Raw genomic sequence first — 18,264 nt, forward strand, 5'->3', positions numbered from 1 at the left:
CACCGGCTGCTGCCCGCCTAGGCCGTCTGCCCCGCGTGCCGGCCCTCCGCGAACTCCTCCACGATCTTCGCGTTGAACGCCGCAAGGTCGTCCGGGGTGCGGCTCGAGACGAGCCCCTGGTCGACGACGACCTCCTTGTCCACCCACTCGGCGCCCGCGTTGCGCAAGTCCGTCTTCAGGCTCGGGTACGACGTGAGGGTGCGGTCCCGCACCAAATCCGCCTCCGTGAGAATCCACGCACCGTGGCAGATGACGCCGACCGGCTTGTGCTGGGCGAAGACGTCGCGCACGAAGGCGACGGATGCGTCATCCATTCGCAGATGGTCAGCGTTGACGACGCCACCCGGCAACACCAGACCGTCGAAGTCGGATGCCTCGGCGTCACCCGACACCGCATCCACCGGCTGGCTGTGGCCGTTCTTGCCCTCGATGGATCCCGAACCGGGGGCGACGAGAACCGCTGTGGCGCCGGCATCCGTCACCGCCTTCCACGGGCTGGTCAACTCGGAGTCCTCGAATCCGTTCGTTGCGAGGAACGCGATCTTCTTGCCGGTGAGGGTTGCCATGACATCTCCTTTGCTCGTTTTCGTCCACGCTACGGCGGCATTCCGGTGAGGCGGGCGAAGTCCCACGAAGCTCGGAGGTTGGCGGATGTTCCGGGGCTAGAACTCCAGCGACGCCTCGTCGCGCACCGACAGGCCGAGCACGGCGGTCTCGATGAACTCGTGCTGTTCGATCTCCTGCTCGATGCGCCGCAGCTGCACCGCGACATCGTGTTCCCGGGAATCCCCGGCGAGGTCCACCTCGGCGACGACCGCACGCAGCGTCGAGTCGGAGCCGTTGAGCACCACGTTCATGAGCGTCGTGCCGCGCTCGCGGGCCCGCCGTCGCGCCTGCGCGCGCCCCGACTACGCCCCAGAAAACCCTTGCGCGAGCCCGGCGGTTGGAACTATCTTTAACAGGTTCGCGTTCGTCGCGAGCGCACAGTCAGATACATCGCGAAGCCGGCCATTCCCCATGGCCGCATGAGAAGTAGAGAAGGAGGGATGAGAAATGGTTACTGATGTGAAGAACATTGATGCGAAGAACGATTTCTGTGCCCTCCCCGCCACTCCTTCCCGCTAGTCGCTCGCCTCATCCGGCGCTGCGGCGTCCACACGATGAGGTATTCGATTGTCCAGTCAGACCCTGCTGCAGCCTTCCGGCTGGAGCGAGAACGAACTTCCACCCTTATCCATCCCGGCCCGGGTGCTGCGTGTTGATGGCGTGATCCTGCGCGTCATCACCGGCGACGGGCCGCTGTCCCTGCGCAATGCGCGCCGCCTGCCGATCGCTGTCGGCGACTGGCTTGCGCTTGATGCCGGCTACCGCAACAACATCCGCGCCATCCTGCCGCCCCGCGATGAGGCGTTCGAGGCTCTCGTCGATTCGGAGTTGGTGCGCGTGCGTGCCGAGGTCGAGCGACTCCAGCTCGAACTCGACCGGGTGCGCGGCGAGGTGGCCCGACTGGCCGAGCCGGCCGGCGTGCGCTGAGCGCGCTCGAGCGGCCCGGCTGTCTGTGAGCTTCGTGGGATTACCCGCAGGTTCCGGATGCCGCGGGTAGCGTCGAAAGGGAACATATGACCGACTCGAAACGAAGGAGAGGATCACCATGAGTGGCTCCGACAAGATTGAGAATGCGGCAGAAGACATGAAGGGCAAGGCCAAGGAGGCGACCGGCAAGGTCACCGACAACGAGCGCCTAGAGGCGGAGGGTAAGACCGATCAGGCTAAGGCCAACTTGAAGCAGGCTGGCGAGAATGTGAAGGACGCGTTCAAGTAGGCACGCTTCCACGCGGTGTCGCATCGGCCGGATGCCTGGCCTCGCGGAGGGAACCCGTCCGCTTTCGAGCGGGCGGGTTCCGCCGTTTCTGTCACGAGGATAAATCGCGACACGCCCGGGATTACACCGATTTCGCGTACGGGCCGATCTCCACGTAAAGTAATCCCTTGTCACCCCAAAGGTGCGGCAAGCGGAAGAGCTAGCCGGCCTCAAGCGGGGGCCACTCCCGTTAGTAGTCACTGAGTCGTAAGACTCGTGATGAAAACACATTCACGAACATGTCCCTTCTGGGGCATGCAAATGAATCAGGGCAACATGCCCGAACAGCAAGGCCGAGAGGCTGAGCATTCGGAGCGTCCGATCCTTGAGAACTCAACAGCGTGCACTATGTCAAATGCCAAAAACCTCGGCATCGAATCTTTTGGTTTGATGTGGAGATTCCTTTGGAAAAACATTTAAACAACAAAGCAAGTCAGTAATGATTTGTTCTTGTCAGTTTCAAACTTGTGTCTTGTCTGCCTATTTCCGGTGGTGGGACACACTAGATGTGCCGTTCGGCTTAGGTCGTTCGTGCTATCAAACATTTACGGAGAGTTTGATCCTGGCTCAGGATGAACGCTGGCGGCGTGCTTAACACATGCAAGTCGAACGATGAAGGCTGGAGCTTGCTCTGGCTGGATTAGTGGCGAACGGGTGAGTAACACGTGAGTAACCTGCCCCAGACTCTGGGATAAGCACTGGAAACGGTGTCTAATACCGGATACGATCCTCGGCCGCATGGTCAGGGGGTGGAAAGAATTTCGGTCTGGGATGGACTCGCGGCCTATCAGGTAGTTGGTGAGGTAACGGCTCACCAAGCCGACGACGGGTAGCCGGCCTGAGAGGGTGACCGGCCACACTGGGACTGAGACACGGCCCAGACTCCTACGGGAGGCAGCAGTGGGGAATATTGCACAATGGGCGCAAGCCTGATGCAGCAACGCCGCGTGAGGGACGACGGCCTTCGGGTTGTAAACCTCTTTTAGTAGGGAAGAAGCGAAAGTGACGGTACCTGCAGAAAAAGCACCGGCTAACTACGTGCCAGCAGCCGCGGTAATACGTAGGGTGCAAGCGTTATCCGGAATTATTGGGCGTAAAGAGCTCGTAGGCGGTTTGTCGCGTCTGCTGTGAAATCTGGGGGCTCAACCCCCAGCCTGCAGTGGGTACGGGCAGACTAGAGTGCGGTAGGGGAGATTGGAATTCCTGGTGTAGCGGTGGAATGCGCAGATATCAGGAGGAACACCGATGGCGAAGGCAGATCTCTGGGCCGTAACTGACGCTGAGGAGCGAAAGCATGGGTAGCGAACAGGATTAGATACCCTGGTAGTCCATGCCGTAAACGTTGGGAACTAGATGTAGGGTCCATTCCACGGATTCTGTGTCGCAGCTAACGCATTAAGTTCCCCGCCTGGGGAGTACGGCCGCAAGGCTAAAACTCAAAGGAATTGACGGGGGCCCGCACAAGCGGCGGAGCATGCGGATTAATTCGATGCAACGCGAAGAACCTTACCAAGGCTTGACATATACGAGAACGGGCCAGAAATGGTCAACTCTTTGGACACTCGTAAACAGGTGGTGCATGGTTGTCGTCAGCTCGTGTCGTGAGATGTTGGGTTAAGTCCCGCAACGAGCGCAACCCTCGTTCTATGTTGCCAGCACGTAATGGTGGGAACTCATAGGAGACTGCCGGGGTCAACTCGGAGGAAGGTGGGGATGACGTCAAATCATCATGCCCCTTATGTCTTGGGCTTCACGCATGCTACAATGGCCGGTACAAAGGGCAGCGATACCGTAAGGTGGAGCGAATCCCAAAAAGCCGGTCTCAGTTCGGATTGAGGTCTGCAACTCGACCTCATGAAGTCGGAGTCGCTAGTAATCGCAGATCAGCAACGCTGCGGTGAATACGTTCCCGGGCCTTGTACACACCGCCCGTCAAGTCATGAAAGTCGGTAACACCCGAAGCCAGTGGCCCAACCGTAAGGGGGGAGCTGTCGAAGGTGGGATCGGTAATTAGGACTAAGTCGTAACAAGGTAGCCGTACCGGAAGGTGCGGCTGGATCACCTCCTTTCTAAGGAGCATGTGCAGCTCGGATCTGTATACAGTCCGATTACAGCTGCCAAGTCATTTCGGAGACACATGTTCTCCGGTGACGCTCATGGGTGGAACATTGACATGGTGACCAGATCGAAGGCTCTGGGTTTAGTACGTCGGCACTTGTGTCGGAAGGAACGATTCGGGGTGTGAGGGCTGGTCTGTTGCACGCTGTTGGGTCCTGAGGGACCGGATCGGTCGGGGAAGGGTTACCTTTTCTGGTCGTATCGAACTCCTCTGGACCTCTGTCGGACTGGCGTTTTTGCCAGGATGAGGGGGTACCGCCCGTATTTTGAGAACTACACAGTGGACGCGAGCATCTTAGACAGTGCGTCATGGATTCCAGACTTGTTCTGGGAGAGATGATGTGGTGTCTATTCAAAGATCAGCAATTTATTTTGCTGGTTCTTTGTGCAAATTTTGTCATCAAGTTTTTAAGTGCAAACGGTGAATGCCTTGGCTTCTGGAGCCGAAGAAGGACGTAGAAATCTGCGATAAGCCTCGGGGAGCTGATAATCGAGCTGTGATCCGAGGATTTCCGAATGGGGAAACCCCGCCAGGCGTAGCAATACGACCTGGTGACTCCCGCCTGAATATATAGGGCGGGTAGAGGGAACGTGGGGAAGTGAAACATCTCAGTACCCACAGGAAGAGAAAACAACAGTGATTCCGTGAGTAGTGGCGAGCGAAATCGGAAGAGGCCAAACCGATCATGTGTGATAGCCGGCAGGCGTTGCATGGTCGGGGTTGCGGGACTTTTCAGCAGTGACTGCCGTTGCTGCAGCGTTACAGAGGAATATAGACGAACAGGTTTGAAAGCCTGGCCATAGCGGGTGCCAGCCCCGTAGTCGAAATGTTTTGTTCTGACGCGAGAAGTATCCCAAGTATCACGGGGCCCGAGAAATCCCGTGTGAATCTGCCAGGACCACCTGGTAAGCCTAAATACTCCCAGAAGACCGATAGCGGACAAGTACCGTGAGGGAAAGGTGAAAAGTACCCCGGGAGGGGAGTGAAATAGTACCTGAAACCGTTTGCATACAAACCGTTGGAGCCTCCTTTGTAGGGGTGACAGCGTGCCTTTTGAAGAATGAGCCTGCGAGTTAGCGATATGTGGCGAGGTTAACCCGAGTGGGGAAGCCGTAGCGAAAGCGAGTCTGAATAGGGCGATTCAGTCGCATGTCCTAGACCCGAAGCGAAGTGATCTATCCATGGCCAGGTTGAAGCGCGTGTAAGAGCGCGTGGAGGACCGAACCCACTTCAGTTGAAAATGGAGGGGATGAGCTGTGGATAGGGGTGAAAGGCCAATCAAACTTCGTGATAGCTGGTTCTCTCCGAAATGCATTTAGGTGCAGCGTTGCGTGTTTCTTGCCGGAGGTAGAGCTACTGGATGGCCGATGGGCCCTACAAGGTTACTGACGTCAGCCAAACTCCGAATGCCGGTAAGTGAGAGCGCAGCAGTGAGACGGTGGGGGATAAGCTTCATCGTCGAGAGGGAAACAACCCAGACTACCAACTAAGGTCCCCAAGCGTGTGCTAAGTGGAAAAGGATGTGGAGTTGCAGAGACAACCAGGAGGTTGGCTTAGAAGCAGCCACCCTTGAAAGAGTGCGTAATAGCTCACTGGTCAAGTGATTCCGCGCCGACAATGTAACGGGGCTCAAGCACACCACCGAAGTTGTAGATTTCGTATATTAGGTAAGCCTTCGTGGTTCAGCCGTACGGAGTGGTAGGAGAGCGTCGTGTGGGCAGTGAAGCGGCGGTGTAAACCAGCCGTGGAGCCTACACGAGTGAGAATGCAGGCATGAGTAGCGAAAGACGGGTGAGAAACCCGTCCTCCGAAAGAACAAGGGTTCCAGGGCCAGGTTAATCCGCCCTGGGTAAGTCGGGACCTAAGGCGAGGCCGACAGGCGTAGTCGATGGACAACGGGTTGATATTCCCGTACTGACGAAGAACCGCCCGAGCTAATCCAGTAGTGCTAAGAGTCCTAACCCGTATCCAGTTGATCCCTTCGGGGTGAGACGGTGCGGTCTAACGCTCGACCCCGTTCTGGTGCGGCTAGCGTATTAACAGGTGTGACGCAGGAAGGTAGCTGAGCCGGGCGATGGTTGTCCCGGTCTAAGGATGTAGGCCGAGAGATAGGCAAATCCGTCTCTCATATAAGGCTGAGACCCGATGGGTAGCCCGTAGGGGCGAAATCAGTGATCCTATGCTGCCAAGAAAAGCATCGACGCGAGGTTCTAGTCACCCGTACCCCAAACCGACTCAGGTGTTCAGGTAGAGAATACTAAGGAGATCGAGAGAATCGTGGTTAAGGAACTCGGCAAAATGCCCCCGTAACTTCGGGAGAAGGGGGGCCTGAGGCGTGAACGGATTTACTCCGGGAGCGCTGTAGGGCCGCAGAGACCAGTGGGAAGCGACTGTTTACTAAAAACACAGGTCCGTGCCAAGTCGCAAGACGATGTATACGGACTGACGCCTGCCCGGTGCTGGAAGGTTAAGAGGAACGGTTAGCACGCAAGTGCGAAGCTGAGAATTTAAGCCCCAGTAAACGGCGGTGGTAACTATAACCATCCTAAGGTAGCGAAATTCCTTGTCGGGTAAGTTCCGACCTGCACGAATGGCGTAACGACTTCCCAGCTGTCTCAACCGCGAACTCGGCGAAATTGCACTACGAGTAAAGATGCTCGTTACGCGCAGAAGGACGGAAAGACCCCGTGACCTTTACTACAGCTTGGTATTGGTGTTCGGTGTGGCTTGTGTAGGATAGGTGGGAGACTGTGAAGCTGGCACGCTAGTGTTGGTGGAGTCATTGTTGAAATACCACTCTGGTCATATTGGATATCTAACTACGAACCGTGATCCGGTTCTGGGACAGTGCCTGGTGGGTAGTTTAACTGGGGCGGTTGCCTCCTAAAAAGTAACGGAGGCGCCCAAAGGTTCCCTCAACCTGGTTGGCAATCAGGTGTCGAGTGTAAGTGCACAAGGGAGCTTGACTGTGAGACTGACAAGTCGAGCAGGGACGAAAGTCGGGACTAGTGATCCGGCAGTGGCTTGTGGAAGCGCTGTCGCTCAACGGATAAAAGGTACCTCGGGGATAACAGGCTGATCTTGCCCAAGAGTCCATATCGACGGCATGGTTTGGCACCTCGATGTCGGCTCGTCGCATCCTGGGGCTGGAGTAGGTCCCAAGGGTTGGGCTGTTCGCCCATTAAAGCGGTACGCGAGCTGGGTTTAGAACGTCGTGAGACAGTTCGGTCCCTATCCTCTGCGCGCGCAGGAAATTTGAGAAGATCTATCCCTAGTACGAGAGGACCGGGATGGACGAACCTCTGGTGTGTCAGTTGTTCCGCCAGGAGCACCGCTGATTAGCTACGTTCGGAATGGATAACCGCTGAAAGCATCTAAGCGGGAAGCCAGCTTCAAGATGAGATTTCCATGACTTAGGTCGAGAGGCTCCCAGCTAGACTACTGGGTTGATAGGCGGGATGTGGAAGTGCGGACTAACGACGCATGGAGCTGACCCGTACTAATAAGCCGATAACTTGATAACACCTTATTCCTTTTGGAATACGAACGATTTGCGTTGCTTGCGTCCACTTTGTGGTTCCCGATTTACGGTCGGGAACTGCGTCCAGCTAACACCTGGTCGACCCCATGTTGTGGGGGAGGCGGGTGGATTCTGGCCACAGATTCGATACATAAATCAATAGTGTTTCGGCGGCCATAGCGAGAGGGAAACGCCCGGTTACATTCCGAACCCGGAAGCTAAGACTCTCTGCGCCGATGGTACTGCAGGGGGGACCCTGTGGGAGAGTAGGACACCGCCGGACTCCTTTTGGAAAGTAGCCACCCCTGAATCAGGGGTGGCTACTTTGCGTTAAGTGGGCATTGCGGCGAACGTCCATCAGGGGCGGTGTGTCTCCTCCTGAGCGCGACGGACCTCCACGGCGCCGCCGACCACCTCGGCGACACGGCCGGCGATGACAAACGCGCGCTCCGCATCCGGAACCTTCACCAACCAGAAGCGCGTGAGCGGCGCCTTGTTACCGGTGAACGAACCGCGATGCCGCCCGCCATGCCGATCCACCAGGGTCGCCGACTCGCCGAACTCGAGCACCTCGCTCGACACCAGCTCACCGCTGAAGGCCAGCTCGTCTTCCAGCTGGACCATGAACGCTGCCAGCCGCTCCGCCCACTCGGGAGGCCTGGCATGGACATCCTGCTCCTCGCCGAACACCATGATCATGAACCGCATCGTCACTCCTCGCGCCGGCGACGCGGCATCCGCGGCCCGCACAAGCTGCGGTCACGAAAGCCGCCGTGTGACCCCATCATCCGCCTGTGCGCGGCCAACCGCCAGTGCTGCGACGGTCGCAGGCTGGGCCGCGCGTCAGCGGCGGGCGGCGTACTGCGAGCGGATGATCGGACGGGGATCGGCAGGAAGACTCGCCTCAGTCGACACCGCCCACGACGGGCGCGTGCCCTGGAGCGCCCACGCGGCCTGCACCGCGGCACCGTCGGCGACATACTCGCCCGGCGTCGGAACATCCACCGGAAGACCGAACACCTGCGCTGCGATCTCGCGGACGGCGGGGCTCTGGGCCGCACCGCCGATGAGCAGCAGCCTGTTCGCAGCGACGCCGAGGCCGCGCACGGCATCGAGCCCGTCGGCCAGGCCGCACAGCATCCCCTCGATCGCAGCGCGTGCCAGACCGGCGCGGGTCGTCGACGCGAGAGTCATGCCGAAAAGCGAAGCCGTGGCATCCGGCAGATTCGGTGTGCGCTCGCCCTCGAAATAGGGCTGCAGAACGAGCCCGCCCGAGCCCGGCTCGGCGGTGAGCGCCAGCCGCCCCAGCTCGGCATGGTCGACGCCGAGAAGGCCAGCGATCGAGTCGAGCACGCGGGCAGCGTTGAGGGTTGCGACAAGCGGGAGGAAGGCACCGGATGCGTCGGCGAACCCGGCAACCGTGCCCGTCGCATCCGTCGTTGACTGCTCGGTGACGGCGAAGACCGTGCCGCTCGTGCCGATCGACGCGACGATGTCGCCGGGCCGTGCTCCGAGGCCGAGGGCGGCGCCGGCGTTGTCGCCGGCGCCCGGGCCGACGACGATTCCTGTGGGCAGCCCCTCCACGGCGGTCGTGCCGGCGGCCTCGCCCGGGGCGAGCACGCGGGGGAGCACGGCGTCGTGGCCGAGCGAACTCAGCAGGATCTGCCGATCGTATTCACCGCTCGTGGGCGACCAGTAGCCGGTGCCGCTCGCATCCGATCGATCCGTGCTGAGCTGATCGAGCTGCGGGCCGAGTGCGGTGTCGGGGCCGTAGCCGCGCAACCGCCAGCTGAGCCAGTCGTGGGGGAGCGCGACAGCCTCGACCGCCGCCGCGTTCTCGGGTTCGGCATCCCGCAGCCAGCGCAGCTTCGTGGAGGTCATCGACGCGACGGGAACGGTTCCGGTGCGCCGGGCGAGCTCGTCGGCGCCGAACTCCTCGATCAGGGCGAGGGCGGCGGGGGCACTGCGGGTGTCGTTCCAGAGCAGGGCGGGGCGGATGACGCGACCGCCGGCATCCAGCACCACCATTCCGTGTTGCTGCGCGGCGACGGAGATCGCGGCGACGTCGTCGAGGCCGCCCGCGTCGGCGATCGCCTCGAAAAGGGCGAGCCACCAGGCCTGCGGGTCGACCTCGGTGCCATCGGGATGCGCGGCGCGACCCGAGCGCACGAGGGCGCCGCTCGTGGCATCCCGAATCACGATCTTGCAGCTCTGCGTGGAGGAGTCGATCCCGGCGACGAGGGTCATGGCATCCATTCGATCATCTGAGACGATATCGCGCTCGAGTACGCCAATCGGCTGCTGTCGGGGTTCCGGAGCAGCCGATCGGCGTACTTCATGCGAGTGTGGGCGCTACCGCGGGCACAAGTGCGAGTGCGAGTGCTTGCGCGCGGGCGGGGGTCAGCGGGCGCCGAGCAGGTGCTCGACGGCGAGCTGCTGCAGGCGCACGAAGCCGAAGCCCTTGCCGCCGAAGTAGGCGTCGGCGTCGAAGTCCTCGTATGAAGCACGGTCGGCGATCAGCGCGTCATGCGACTCACCGTCGCCCAGCGTCGGCTGGGCGAGCTCGTCGACGCGCGACGCAGCGAGCGCCTCCTGCACCTCCGGGTCCGCGCGGAAGGCGGCGGCGCGCTCCTTGAGCAGCAGGTAGGTGCGCATGTTCGCGGCGGCGGAATCCCAGACGCCCGTCGAGTCCTCGGTGCGCGAGGGCTTGTAGTCGAAGTGGCGGGGGCCGTCGTAGGCGGGGCCACCATCGGGGCCGCCGTTCTCGAGCAGGTCGACGAGCGAGAACGCGTTCTGCAGATCGCCGTGGCCGAAGACGAGATCCTGGTCATACTTGATTCCACGCTGGCCGTTGAGGTCGATGTGGAACAGCTTGCCCTGGTACAGCGCCTGCGCGATGCCAGCCGTGAAGTTGAGGCCCGCCATCTGTTCGTGCCCGACCTCCGGGTTGACGCCGACCAATTCGGGGCGCTCGAGCGTCTCGATGAAGGCGAGCGCGTGGCCGACGGTGGGCAGCAGGATGTCGCCGCGGGGCTCGTTCGGCTTCGGCTCGATGGCGAAGCGGATGTCGTAGCCCTTGTCGGTCACGTACTGGCCGAGCAGGTCGACGGCCTCACGGTAGCGCTCGAGGGCCGAGCGGATGTCTTTGGCCGCGTCATACTCGGCGCCTTCGCGGCCGCCCCACATGACGAACGTCTTGGCGCCCAGCTCGGCCGCGAGGTCGAGGTTGCGCAGCACCTTGCGCAGCGCGAAGCGGCGCACGGCCCGGTCGTTGGAGGTGAAGCCGCCATCCTTGAAGACGGGGGCGCTGAAGAGGTTGGTGGTGACCATGGGCACGATCACGCCGGTGTCGGCGAGCACCTGCTTCAGGCGGTCGATCTGTTTCTGGCGCTCGGCATCCGTCGATCCGAAGGCGAACAGGTCGTCGTCGTGGAAGGTGAGGCCGTAGGCGCCGAGGTCGCTGAGGCGGGTGACGGCCTCGACGACGTCGAGCGCGGGCCGGGTGGGGCCGCCGAACGGGTCCGTACCGTTGTAGCCGACGGTCCAGAGGCCGAACGAGAACTTGTCGTCGCGGGTGGGGGTGATGCTCATGGTCTGCTCCGATTCAGCGGCGGTGGTGAGTGGATCTGCCAGAACGCCCAGCGCGTGGCAGTTCGGGGCAGAACCCCGGTATTTGTTGACTGCTGGAACATATCCCACTCTATGCCTCAGGTCAATTTGTGGCAATAGACCACAAATCTCTTGCGCTGGCGCCGGAAGCGGGCTTATGCTCCTGACACGCCAACTGTCGAAACGTTTAGACAAAGTCACAACGGTGCGACGGCGGCGACAATGACAGTGCAGTCGAACAACGACGGCAGCACAGGCGAACAACGAGACGACGGAGTCACCATGGCGAGCATCCACGACGTTGCCCGCGTCGCCGGTGTCTCCATCAGCACCGTCTCCTACGCCCTCAGCGGCAAACGTTCCATCGCGGAGAGCACCCGTCGCCGGGTCGAGGATGCCGTGCGCCAGCTCGACTACCGGCCCAACGCGGGAGCCCGGATGCTCAAGGGCGCCCGCACCAACATCCTCGCGCTGAGCGCACCGCTGCACGCCGCGACGCACGCGCCGGCGCACATGACATTCGTGCTCGCGGTGGCGAGGGCCGCCCGCGCCTACGACTTCGACATCCTGCTGCTCACGCAGGATGAAGCGACCAGTGGCATCCGGCGCGTCGCCCGCAGCTCGCTCGTCGACGGCATCCTGCTGCTCGATGTCTCCTCCGATGACGAGCGCGCCCCGCTGCTGCGCGAGCTGGGTCTGCCCGCGGCCGTCATCGGCATACCGGATGATGTGACAGGGCTCACCTGCGTTGACCTCGATTTCGAGAAGGCCGCGCAGATGTGCGTCACGCGCCTCGTTGGCCAGGGCCACCGGCAGATCGCCCTTCTCGGGCAGGACCCGGCGGTGTATGAGCGCCGGTCGAACTTTCCACCGCGCTTTCGCGACGCCTTCCTTGCGGAGGCGGATCGTCTCGGCGTGGGCACCTTCTTCACTCCGGCGAAAGAGGACACGGCAAGCGTCGCCGAGGCGCTCGCGGCCATCGACGGTGCCCTGCCGGGCCTCGACGCACTCGTCATGCACGCCAATGAACCCGTGCAGTCGATGGTGCTCGACCTGCTGCGGCAGCGGGGCATCCGAGTGCCCCAGGATCTGTCGGTCATCTCGGCCTGCTCGAGCTTCGACACCGACCACCTGCATCCGGCGCTTGATGTCGTGCCGCTGCCGGCCGACCGATCCTGCACCCGCGCGATCGAACTGACCATGGCGCAGCTGGGTACGCGTTCGGCGCCCAGCGACGCCGTTCCCCATGTCGAACTGATCGAGCCCGAGTACATCGAGCTCGGGTCGACGGCGTCTCGCACGCCCGCCTGATTCCCTACCGCATCTCAAGACCGAAACATCCCGCACCATCACAGAGAAGGGACCTTGCAGCACGACTATCGAAACGTTTCGACTCCGCAGGAGGCCTGCGATCATCGAGACAGAAAACATCCGAATCACAGAAAAGCCGGCCACCCGGGCCGGGGCTACAAGGAGGTAGAAGACCCGTGAGACGACAGAAGAAACTGCTGACAGGACTCGCCCTGCTGGGCGCAGGAGCACTCATCCTCTCCGGCTGCGCAAGCGGCGGAGCAGACGAAGGCGACGGCACGACCCTCAAGCTCTGGCACTTCGAGAGCGAGACCAGCGCAATGGGCATCGCCTGGGGCGAGGCCATCAAGGTCTTCGAGAAGGAGACCGGCGCGACCGTCGAATTCGAGGAGAAGAGCTTCGAACAGATCCGCTCAACCGCAAGCCAGGTGCTCAACTCCAACGAGGCACCAGACATCCTCGAATACAACAAGGGCAATGCGACCGCGGGGCTGCTCGCCAGCCAGGGGCTGCTCAGCAGCCTCGACGACGCCGTCGCAGAATACGGCTGGGACGACAAGCTCGCCCCCTCGCTGCAGACGACCGCCCGATACGACGACAAGGGCATCATGGGCAGCGGCTCATGGTACGGCGTGCCGAACTACGGCGAATTCGTCGAGGTCTACTACAACAAGGACATGTTCGCCGCGAACGGCCTCGAGGTTCCGACCACGCTCGCCGAACTCGAAGACGTCATGCAGGCCTTCGTCGACAAGGGTGTGACGCCACTCGCAGAATCCGCCGCCGAATACCCGCTCGGGCAGCTCTGGTATCAGCTCGCACTGAGCAAGGCCGACCGCGGCTGGATCGACGACTACCAGCTCTACACGGGCGACGTCGACTGGCAGGGCCCCGAGGTCTCGTACGCGACCGAAACCATCAAAGATTGGACCGACAAGGGCTACATCAGCCAGGATGCGAGCGGATTCAAGGCAGAGGATGCCGGCACCGCCTTCATCAACGGCACCTACCCGATCTTCTTCTCCGGCAGCTGGTGGTACAACCGCTTCACGACCGAGGCGACCGGATTCGACTGGGGTACCTTCCTGTTCCCCGAGGCCAAGTTCTCGCCCGGTTCCGCCGGCAACATGTGGGTCGTGCCTGAGAACGCCAAGAACAAGGAGCTCGCCTACAAGTTCATCGACGTGACGATGCGCCCCGAGATCCAGGCGCTCATCGGCAACAACGGCGGCGTGCCCGTCGCCGCAGACGAAGCCGACATCACCGACCCGAAGAGCCAGGAACTCATCGCGGCGTTCAACGAGCTGACCGACAAGGACGGCATCGCGTTCTACCCTGACTGGCCCACCCCGACCTTCTACGACCAGCTCAACGCCGGCCTGCAGGAGCTCATCAACGACACCAAGTCGCCGAAGGATGTGCAGACCCAGCTGGGTGAGCAGTACCAGTCCGGCGTCGACGACATCGTCGGCTGACGACAGACAAGCGGATGCCGGGGCCGACAGCCCTGCCGGCCCCGGCATCCGACCACACCATTCGAAAGGCCGAGCACATGACCACGACAACGCCCACGCGCAAGCGGGCGGCGAAGAGCCTCGTGCCGGGCAGCGACTCGCGCGCATTCTGGCCCTACCTCATCCCCGGCCTCGCGCTGCTCACGGTGATCATCATCGTGCCGCTGCTCTGGAACATCTACCTGACCTTCACCGACTATCGGGGCATCCGCCCGCCAGAATGGACCGGCCTCGACAACTGGGAGAAGCTCTTCTCCGACGCCACCTTCTGGACCTCCTTCGGTAACTCGATCGCCATGATCGCCGCCATGGTCGTCGTGCCCACCCTGCTCGGGCTGGTGCTCGCCGCCATGCTCTTCGACCTCATCGGCAAGAAGTTCGGTGGGCGCATCGCGAGCTTCCTTCGCGCCACCTACTACCTGCCCCAGATTCTGCCCGCCGTCATCGCCGCCATCGTGATCGGCTGGATCCTGCGCCCGCAGAACGGCGCGCTCAACCAGGTTCTCGCGGCAGTGGGCCTCGGTGATCTGCAGCACAACTGGCTGGGCAGCCCCGACACCGCGCTGCCGAGCATCATGGTCATCATGATCTGGGTACAGCTCGGCTACCCGATCGTCATCTTCATGGCAGCGCTGCAGCGGGTCGACCCCGAGTTGTACGAAGCCGCAGAGCTCGACGGGGCCAACTGGTTCCAGCGCTTCCGCTCGATCACCGCCAGCATCATCCGGCCCGAGATCTTCGTCGTCACCCTCACCTGCACGATCGCGGCGCTCAAGGTCTTCGGCCCCATCTACACGCTCACCGGAGGTGGGCCGGGCACGTCGACGATCGTGCCCGCCTACTACGCGTACAGCGAGTTCTTCCAATCGCAGCAGGTCGGCTACGGCGCCACCATCGCGACCGCTCTCACCGTGGTTATCGCCGCGGTGTCCATCGTGTTCATCCTCGTACAGACGAGGCTCGAACGCCGCGACGAGGAGGTCACCCAGTGAGCGCCATCGCACCCCTCGAGCAGGAGCCGGCCGTCGAGGTCGCACGCCCGGCCACGCCGCGGCGGCGCGGCGGCAGGAGGCGCAAGACACTCGGTGACTGGGCTGTTCTCGGCGTCGCCGTGCTCATCGGCCTGCTCATCGCCGTGCCGTTCTTCATGATCTTGGTCAACTCCTTCAAATCGCCCACCGACTACGCCAACACCGGCCCACTGTCACTGCCGAGCGAGCTGTACTTCGACGGCCTCGTCGCCTTCTGGGAGCGCGTCGACTTTCCCGAGAAACTGTGGAACAGCTTCTACATCAGCGGGATCGTCGCCATCGGTGCCGTACTCATCTCCATGCTGAACGCGTTCGCGCTGGGAATCGGCAGAGTGAAGGGTCGCACCTGGATCGTCGTGATCATCCTGCTCGCCAACATGCTTCCGCAGGAGGTGCTGCTCTACCCGCTGTACTTCATGTTCAAGCAGGTGGGACTGTACGACAACCAGTGGGCCGTGATCATCATCTTCGTGGTCATCCAGAGCGCCTTCGGCACCTACCTGCTGGCCTCCGTGTACGGCACCTTCCCGAAGGAGATCCTCGAGGCTGCATCGCTTGACGGCGCCAACCGGTGGACGATCCTGTGGCGGGTCGTGTTCCCCATCACGCGACCCACGCTGAGCGTGCTGATCATCTTCTTCTTCATCTGGACCTGGAACGAGTTCCTCATCCCGCTGACCTTCCTCGTGAGTAACGCCAACCAGACCGTTCCGGTCGCGGTCGCCGTGCTCCAGGGCGACCGGCTGATGGACGTCACCACGACGAGCGCCTCCGCGCTCCTCGGTCTCATCCCGACGCTCATCTTCTTCCTCATCTTCCAACGCACCCTCACCAGGGGCATCACCGCAGGCGCCGTCAAATGACGGCTCACCACCACGACACACGAACCGAGGACAGAGCATGAAGTTCACCGACGGATTCTGGCACGCACGCCCCGGCGTCGACGCGCAGTACGCCGCCGAGGCCTACGACATCGAAGAGCACAAAGGGGAGCTGCGGGTGACCGCACCCACCCGAGTGATCGCCGGTCGAGGCGACACCCTCAACCGACCCGTGCTCACGGTGACCCTCGGCAGCCCGCTCGAGGGCGTCATCCGGGTGCGTATCGAACGCCACCGCGGCGCACACACCGGCCCCGGCTTCGACCTCGTCGGAGCGAAGGAGACGGATGCGGTGATCACGATCGCCGGCGACGGCACGGCGGTCACCAGCGGGGCCATCAGCTCGGGCTCGCTCAGCGCGACTGTGACGAAGGGGGCGCCGTGGAACCTCTCCTTCTCATCCGACCGCGGTGCGCACGGTGGTGGATCGCGCGTGCTCACCACCAGCGGGCACAAATCCGTGGCCGCCATGGTGCTCGGGGAGGGCGCACCCGTCACCACGGAGCCCGCCGGGGTCTCCGGTGTGACCGCGACCGGCCGCGCCGAGGCATCCGTCTATCTTCACAACCAGCTCTCGCTCGGCGTCGGCGAATACGTGTACGGCCTGGGCGAGCGCTTCGGGCCCTTCGTGAAGAACGGCCAGACGATCGACATCTGGAACGCCGACGGCGGAACCTCCAGCGAGCAGGCCTACAAGAACGTGCCCTTCTACCTGAGCAACCGCGGTTACGGCGTGCTCGTCAACCACCCGGAGCACGTCTCATTCGAGATCGGCAGCGAAGCCGTCGAGCAGGTGCAGTTCTCTGTGGCCGGGGAGGCACTCGAATACCTGGTCTTCGACGGGCCCACCCCAAAGGACGTACTCGAACGGTACACGGCGCTCACCGGGCGCCCCGCGAAGGTGCCCGCCTGGTCATACGGGCTCTGGCTGTCGACGAGCTTCACGACCGACTATGACGAGGCGACCGTCAACAGCTTCATCGACGGCATGATGCAGCGCGACCTCCCCCTCAGCGTCTTTCACTTCGACTGCTTCTGGATGCGCGAATTCAACTGGACCGACTTCGAATGGGACGCCCGCGTCTTTCCTGACCCCGACGGCATGCTCGCCCGACTACATGAGAAGGACCTGCGGGTCTGCGTCTGGCTGAACCCGTACATCGCGCAGCGCTCGCCGATGTTCGACGAGGCCGCACACGCCGGCTACCTTGTGCGGCGCGCCGACGGCAGCGTCTGGCAGTGGGACATGTGGCAGGCCGGAATGGGCCTCGTCGACTTCACCAACCCGGATGCGACGGCCTGGTATCAGGGCAAGCTGCGCACACTCATCGCGCAGGGCGTCGACGCCTTCAAGACCGACTTCGGGGAGCGCATCCCCACCGACGTCGTGTGGCATGACGGCTCATCGCCCGACATCATGCACAACTGGTACACGCAGCTGTACAACAGGGCCGTGTTCGAGGTGCTTGAGGAGGAGCGCGGCGAAGGCGAGGCCGTGCTGTTCGCCCGCTCCGCGACGGCCGGCGGCCAACAGCTGCCCGTGCACTGGGGCGGCGACAACTCCTCCTCCTATGAGTCGATGGCCGAGACACTGCGCGGTGGGCTGTCGCTCGCGATGAGCGGCTTCGGCTTCTGGAGCCACGACATCGGCGGATTCGAGGGCAGCCCCGACCCGGCCGTGTTCAAACGCTGGCTGGCGTTCGGCCTGCTGTCGAGCCACTCGCGACTGCACGGCTCCACCAGCTATCGGGTGCCGTGGCTGTTCGACGACGGCAGTGAGGGGCCCGGCCAGAGCGCCGTCGAGGTGACGCGACGCTTCACCCGGCTCAAGCTGGAACTCATGCCCTACCTTTTCCAGGCGGGCATCGAGGCGCACGAGCGCGGCATCCCCGTGATGCGGCCCATGCAGCTCGAGTTCGCCGGCGACCCCGCCATCGACCACCTCGACCGGCAGTACATGCTCGGCTCGGAGCTGCTCGTCGCCCCCGTGTTCAGCACGGACGGCGACGTGCAGTACTACCTGCCCGCCGGCGTCTGGAGCAACCACCTCACCGGCGAGACAGTGCAGGGCGGATGCTGGCGGCGAGAGACACACGCATTCGACAGCGTTCCCCTGTGGGTGCGGGAGGGGTCCGTCATCGTGACCGGCTCCCGCAGCGACCGGCCGGACTATGACTACACCGAGGCGCCCCTCGTCACCGTCTACCCAGGCTTCGCGGGGACCCGTGAGGTGACCGTCTCGAACCCGCTGGGCGGGGCATCCGTCATCTTCACCGTCACGGCGGACGGCGAGCGGGTGACCGTCACGAGTTCGGCAGGCGGAGACTTCACCGCCCGGCGCGCAGGAGGCCAGGCCGTCGCGGCGGAAAGGGGGAGCGTCACGCTCTGAATGGGCGTGGCGATTCACCGCCCGGCGGG

Annotated in this window: 12 protein-coding genes and 3 rRNA genes; 10 read left to right on the forward strand and 5 right to left on the reverse strand. The window is 62.6% G+C overall.

Annotated features, from left to right (window positions below):
• Positions 1–17: 17 nt before the first annotated feature.
• Together FB562_RS01060 and FB562_RS01065 are read right to left on the reverse strand one after the other, a co-directional pair.
• Positions 18–566: a type 1 glutamine amidotransferase domain-containing protein gene (locus tag FB562_RS01060; protein ID WP_141879453.1), complete on the reverse strand. Its 549-nt coding sequence runs from the start codon at positions 564–566 to the stop codon at positions 18–20.
• Between the two features lie 96 nt (positions 567–662).
• Positions 663–857 (reverse strand): hypothetical protein, encoded by a 195-nt coding sequence (locus FB562_RS01065; protein WP_185740413.1) that lies wholly within the window; start codon positions 855–857, stop codon positions 663–665.
• A gap of 316 nt (positions 858–1,173) precedes the next feature.
• On the opposite strand from FB562_RS01065, the gene FB562_RS01070 reads away from it, so the two are divergent.
• From FB562_RS01070 to rrf, 5 genes are all read left to right on the forward strand, one after another.
• Entirely contained in the window at positions 1,174–1,533 is a 360-nt protein-coding gene (locus FB562_RS01070) for a ribosome small subunit-dependent GTPase A (protein ID WP_141879454.1), read from the forward strand.
• A 118-nt stretch (positions 1,534–1,651) separates the two neighbouring features.
• The gene (locus tag FB562_RS01075) at positions 1,652–1,822 is read left to right on the forward strand and encodes a CsbD family protein (RefSeq protein ID WP_141879455.1); all 171 of its coding nucleotides are present in this window, start codon (positions 1,652–1,654) and stop codon (positions 1,820–1,822) included.
• 583 nt (positions 1,823–2,405) lie between these two features.
• A 16S ribosomal RNA gene (locus tag FB562_RS01080) occupies positions 2,406–3,930 on the forward strand.
• A 447-nt stretch (positions 3,931–4,377) separates the two neighbouring features.
• Positions 4,378–7,503, forward strand: a 23S ribosomal RNA gene (locus FB562_RS01085).
• A gap of 163 nt (positions 7,504–7,666) precedes the next feature.
• Positions 7,667–7,783, forward strand: a 5S ribosomal RNA gene (rrf, locus tag FB562_RS01090).
• Together the 16S, 23S and 5S rRNA genes form the textbook arrangement of a ribosomal RNA operon.
• A 74-nt stretch (positions 7,784–7,857) precedes the next feature.
• Here the strand turns inward: rrf and FB562_RS01095 are convergent.
• The 3 genes from FB562_RS01095 to xylA all read right to left on the reverse strand — a co-directional run bounded on the left by FB562_RS01095 (position 7,858) and on the right by xylA (position 11,091).
• Positions 7,858–8,208 (reverse strand): YciI family protein, encoded by a 351-nt coding sequence (locus FB562_RS01095; protein ID WP_141879456.1) that lies wholly within the window; start codon positions 8,206–8,208, stop codon positions 7,858–7,860.
• 135 nt (positions 8,209–8,343) lie between these two features.
• Entirely contained in the window at positions 8,344–9,747 is a 1,404-nt protein-coding gene (gene xylB, locus FB562_RS01100; protein WP_141879457.1) for a xylulokinase, read from the reverse strand.
• A gap of 153 nt (positions 9,748–9,900) precedes the next feature.
• Entirely contained in the window at positions 9,901–11,091 is a 1,191-nt protein-coding gene (gene xylA, locus FB562_RS01105) for a xylose isomerase (RefSeq protein ID WP_141879458.1), read from the reverse strand.
• Between the two features lie 240 nt (positions 11,092–11,331).
• Between xylA and FB562_RS01110 the strand changes: the two genes are divergently transcribed.
• From FB562_RS01110 to yicI, 5 genes are all read left to right on the forward strand, one after another.
• Positions 11,332–12,420, forward strand: coding sequence for a LacI family DNA-binding transcriptional regulator (locus tag FB562_RS01110; protein ID WP_141879459.1), 1,089 nt, complete (start codon positions 11,332–11,334; stop codon positions 12,418–12,420).
• A gap of 176 nt (positions 12,421–12,596) precedes the next feature.
• Positions 12,597–13,895: an ABC transporter substrate-binding protein gene (locus tag FB562_RS01115; protein WP_141879460.1), complete on the forward strand. Its 1,299-nt coding sequence runs from the start codon at positions 12,597–12,599 to the stop codon at positions 13,893–13,895.
• Positions 13,896–13,972: 77 nt separating this feature from the next.
• Positions 13,973–14,926 (forward strand): carbohydrate ABC transporter permease, encoded by a 954-nt coding sequence (locus FB562_RS01120; protein WP_141879461.1) that lies wholly within the window; start codon positions 13,973–13,975, stop codon positions 14,924–14,926.
• Positions 14,927–14,931: 5 nt separating this feature from the next.
• The gene (locus FB562_RS01125) at positions 14,932–15,828 is read left to right on the forward strand and encodes a carbohydrate ABC transporter permease (protein ID WP_246081424.1); all 897 of its coding nucleotides are present in this window, start codon (positions 14,932–14,934) and stop codon (positions 15,826–15,828) included.
• 37 nt (positions 15,829–15,865) lie between these two features.
• On the forward strand, positions 15,866–18,235 hold the full coding sequence (yicI, locus tag FB562_RS01130; RefSeq protein ID WP_141879462.1) for an alpha-xylosidase: 2,370 nt from the start codon (positions 15,866–15,868) through the stop codon (positions 18,233–18,235).
• The last annotated feature ends 29 nt before the right edge of the window (positions 18,236–18,264 follow it).

This window comes from Homoserinimonas aerilata (genome assembly GCF_006716125.1).
GTDB classification, from domain to species: domain Bacteria; phylum Actinomycetota; class Actinomycetes; order Actinomycetales; family Microbacteriaceae; genus Homoserinimonas; species Homoserinimonas aerilata.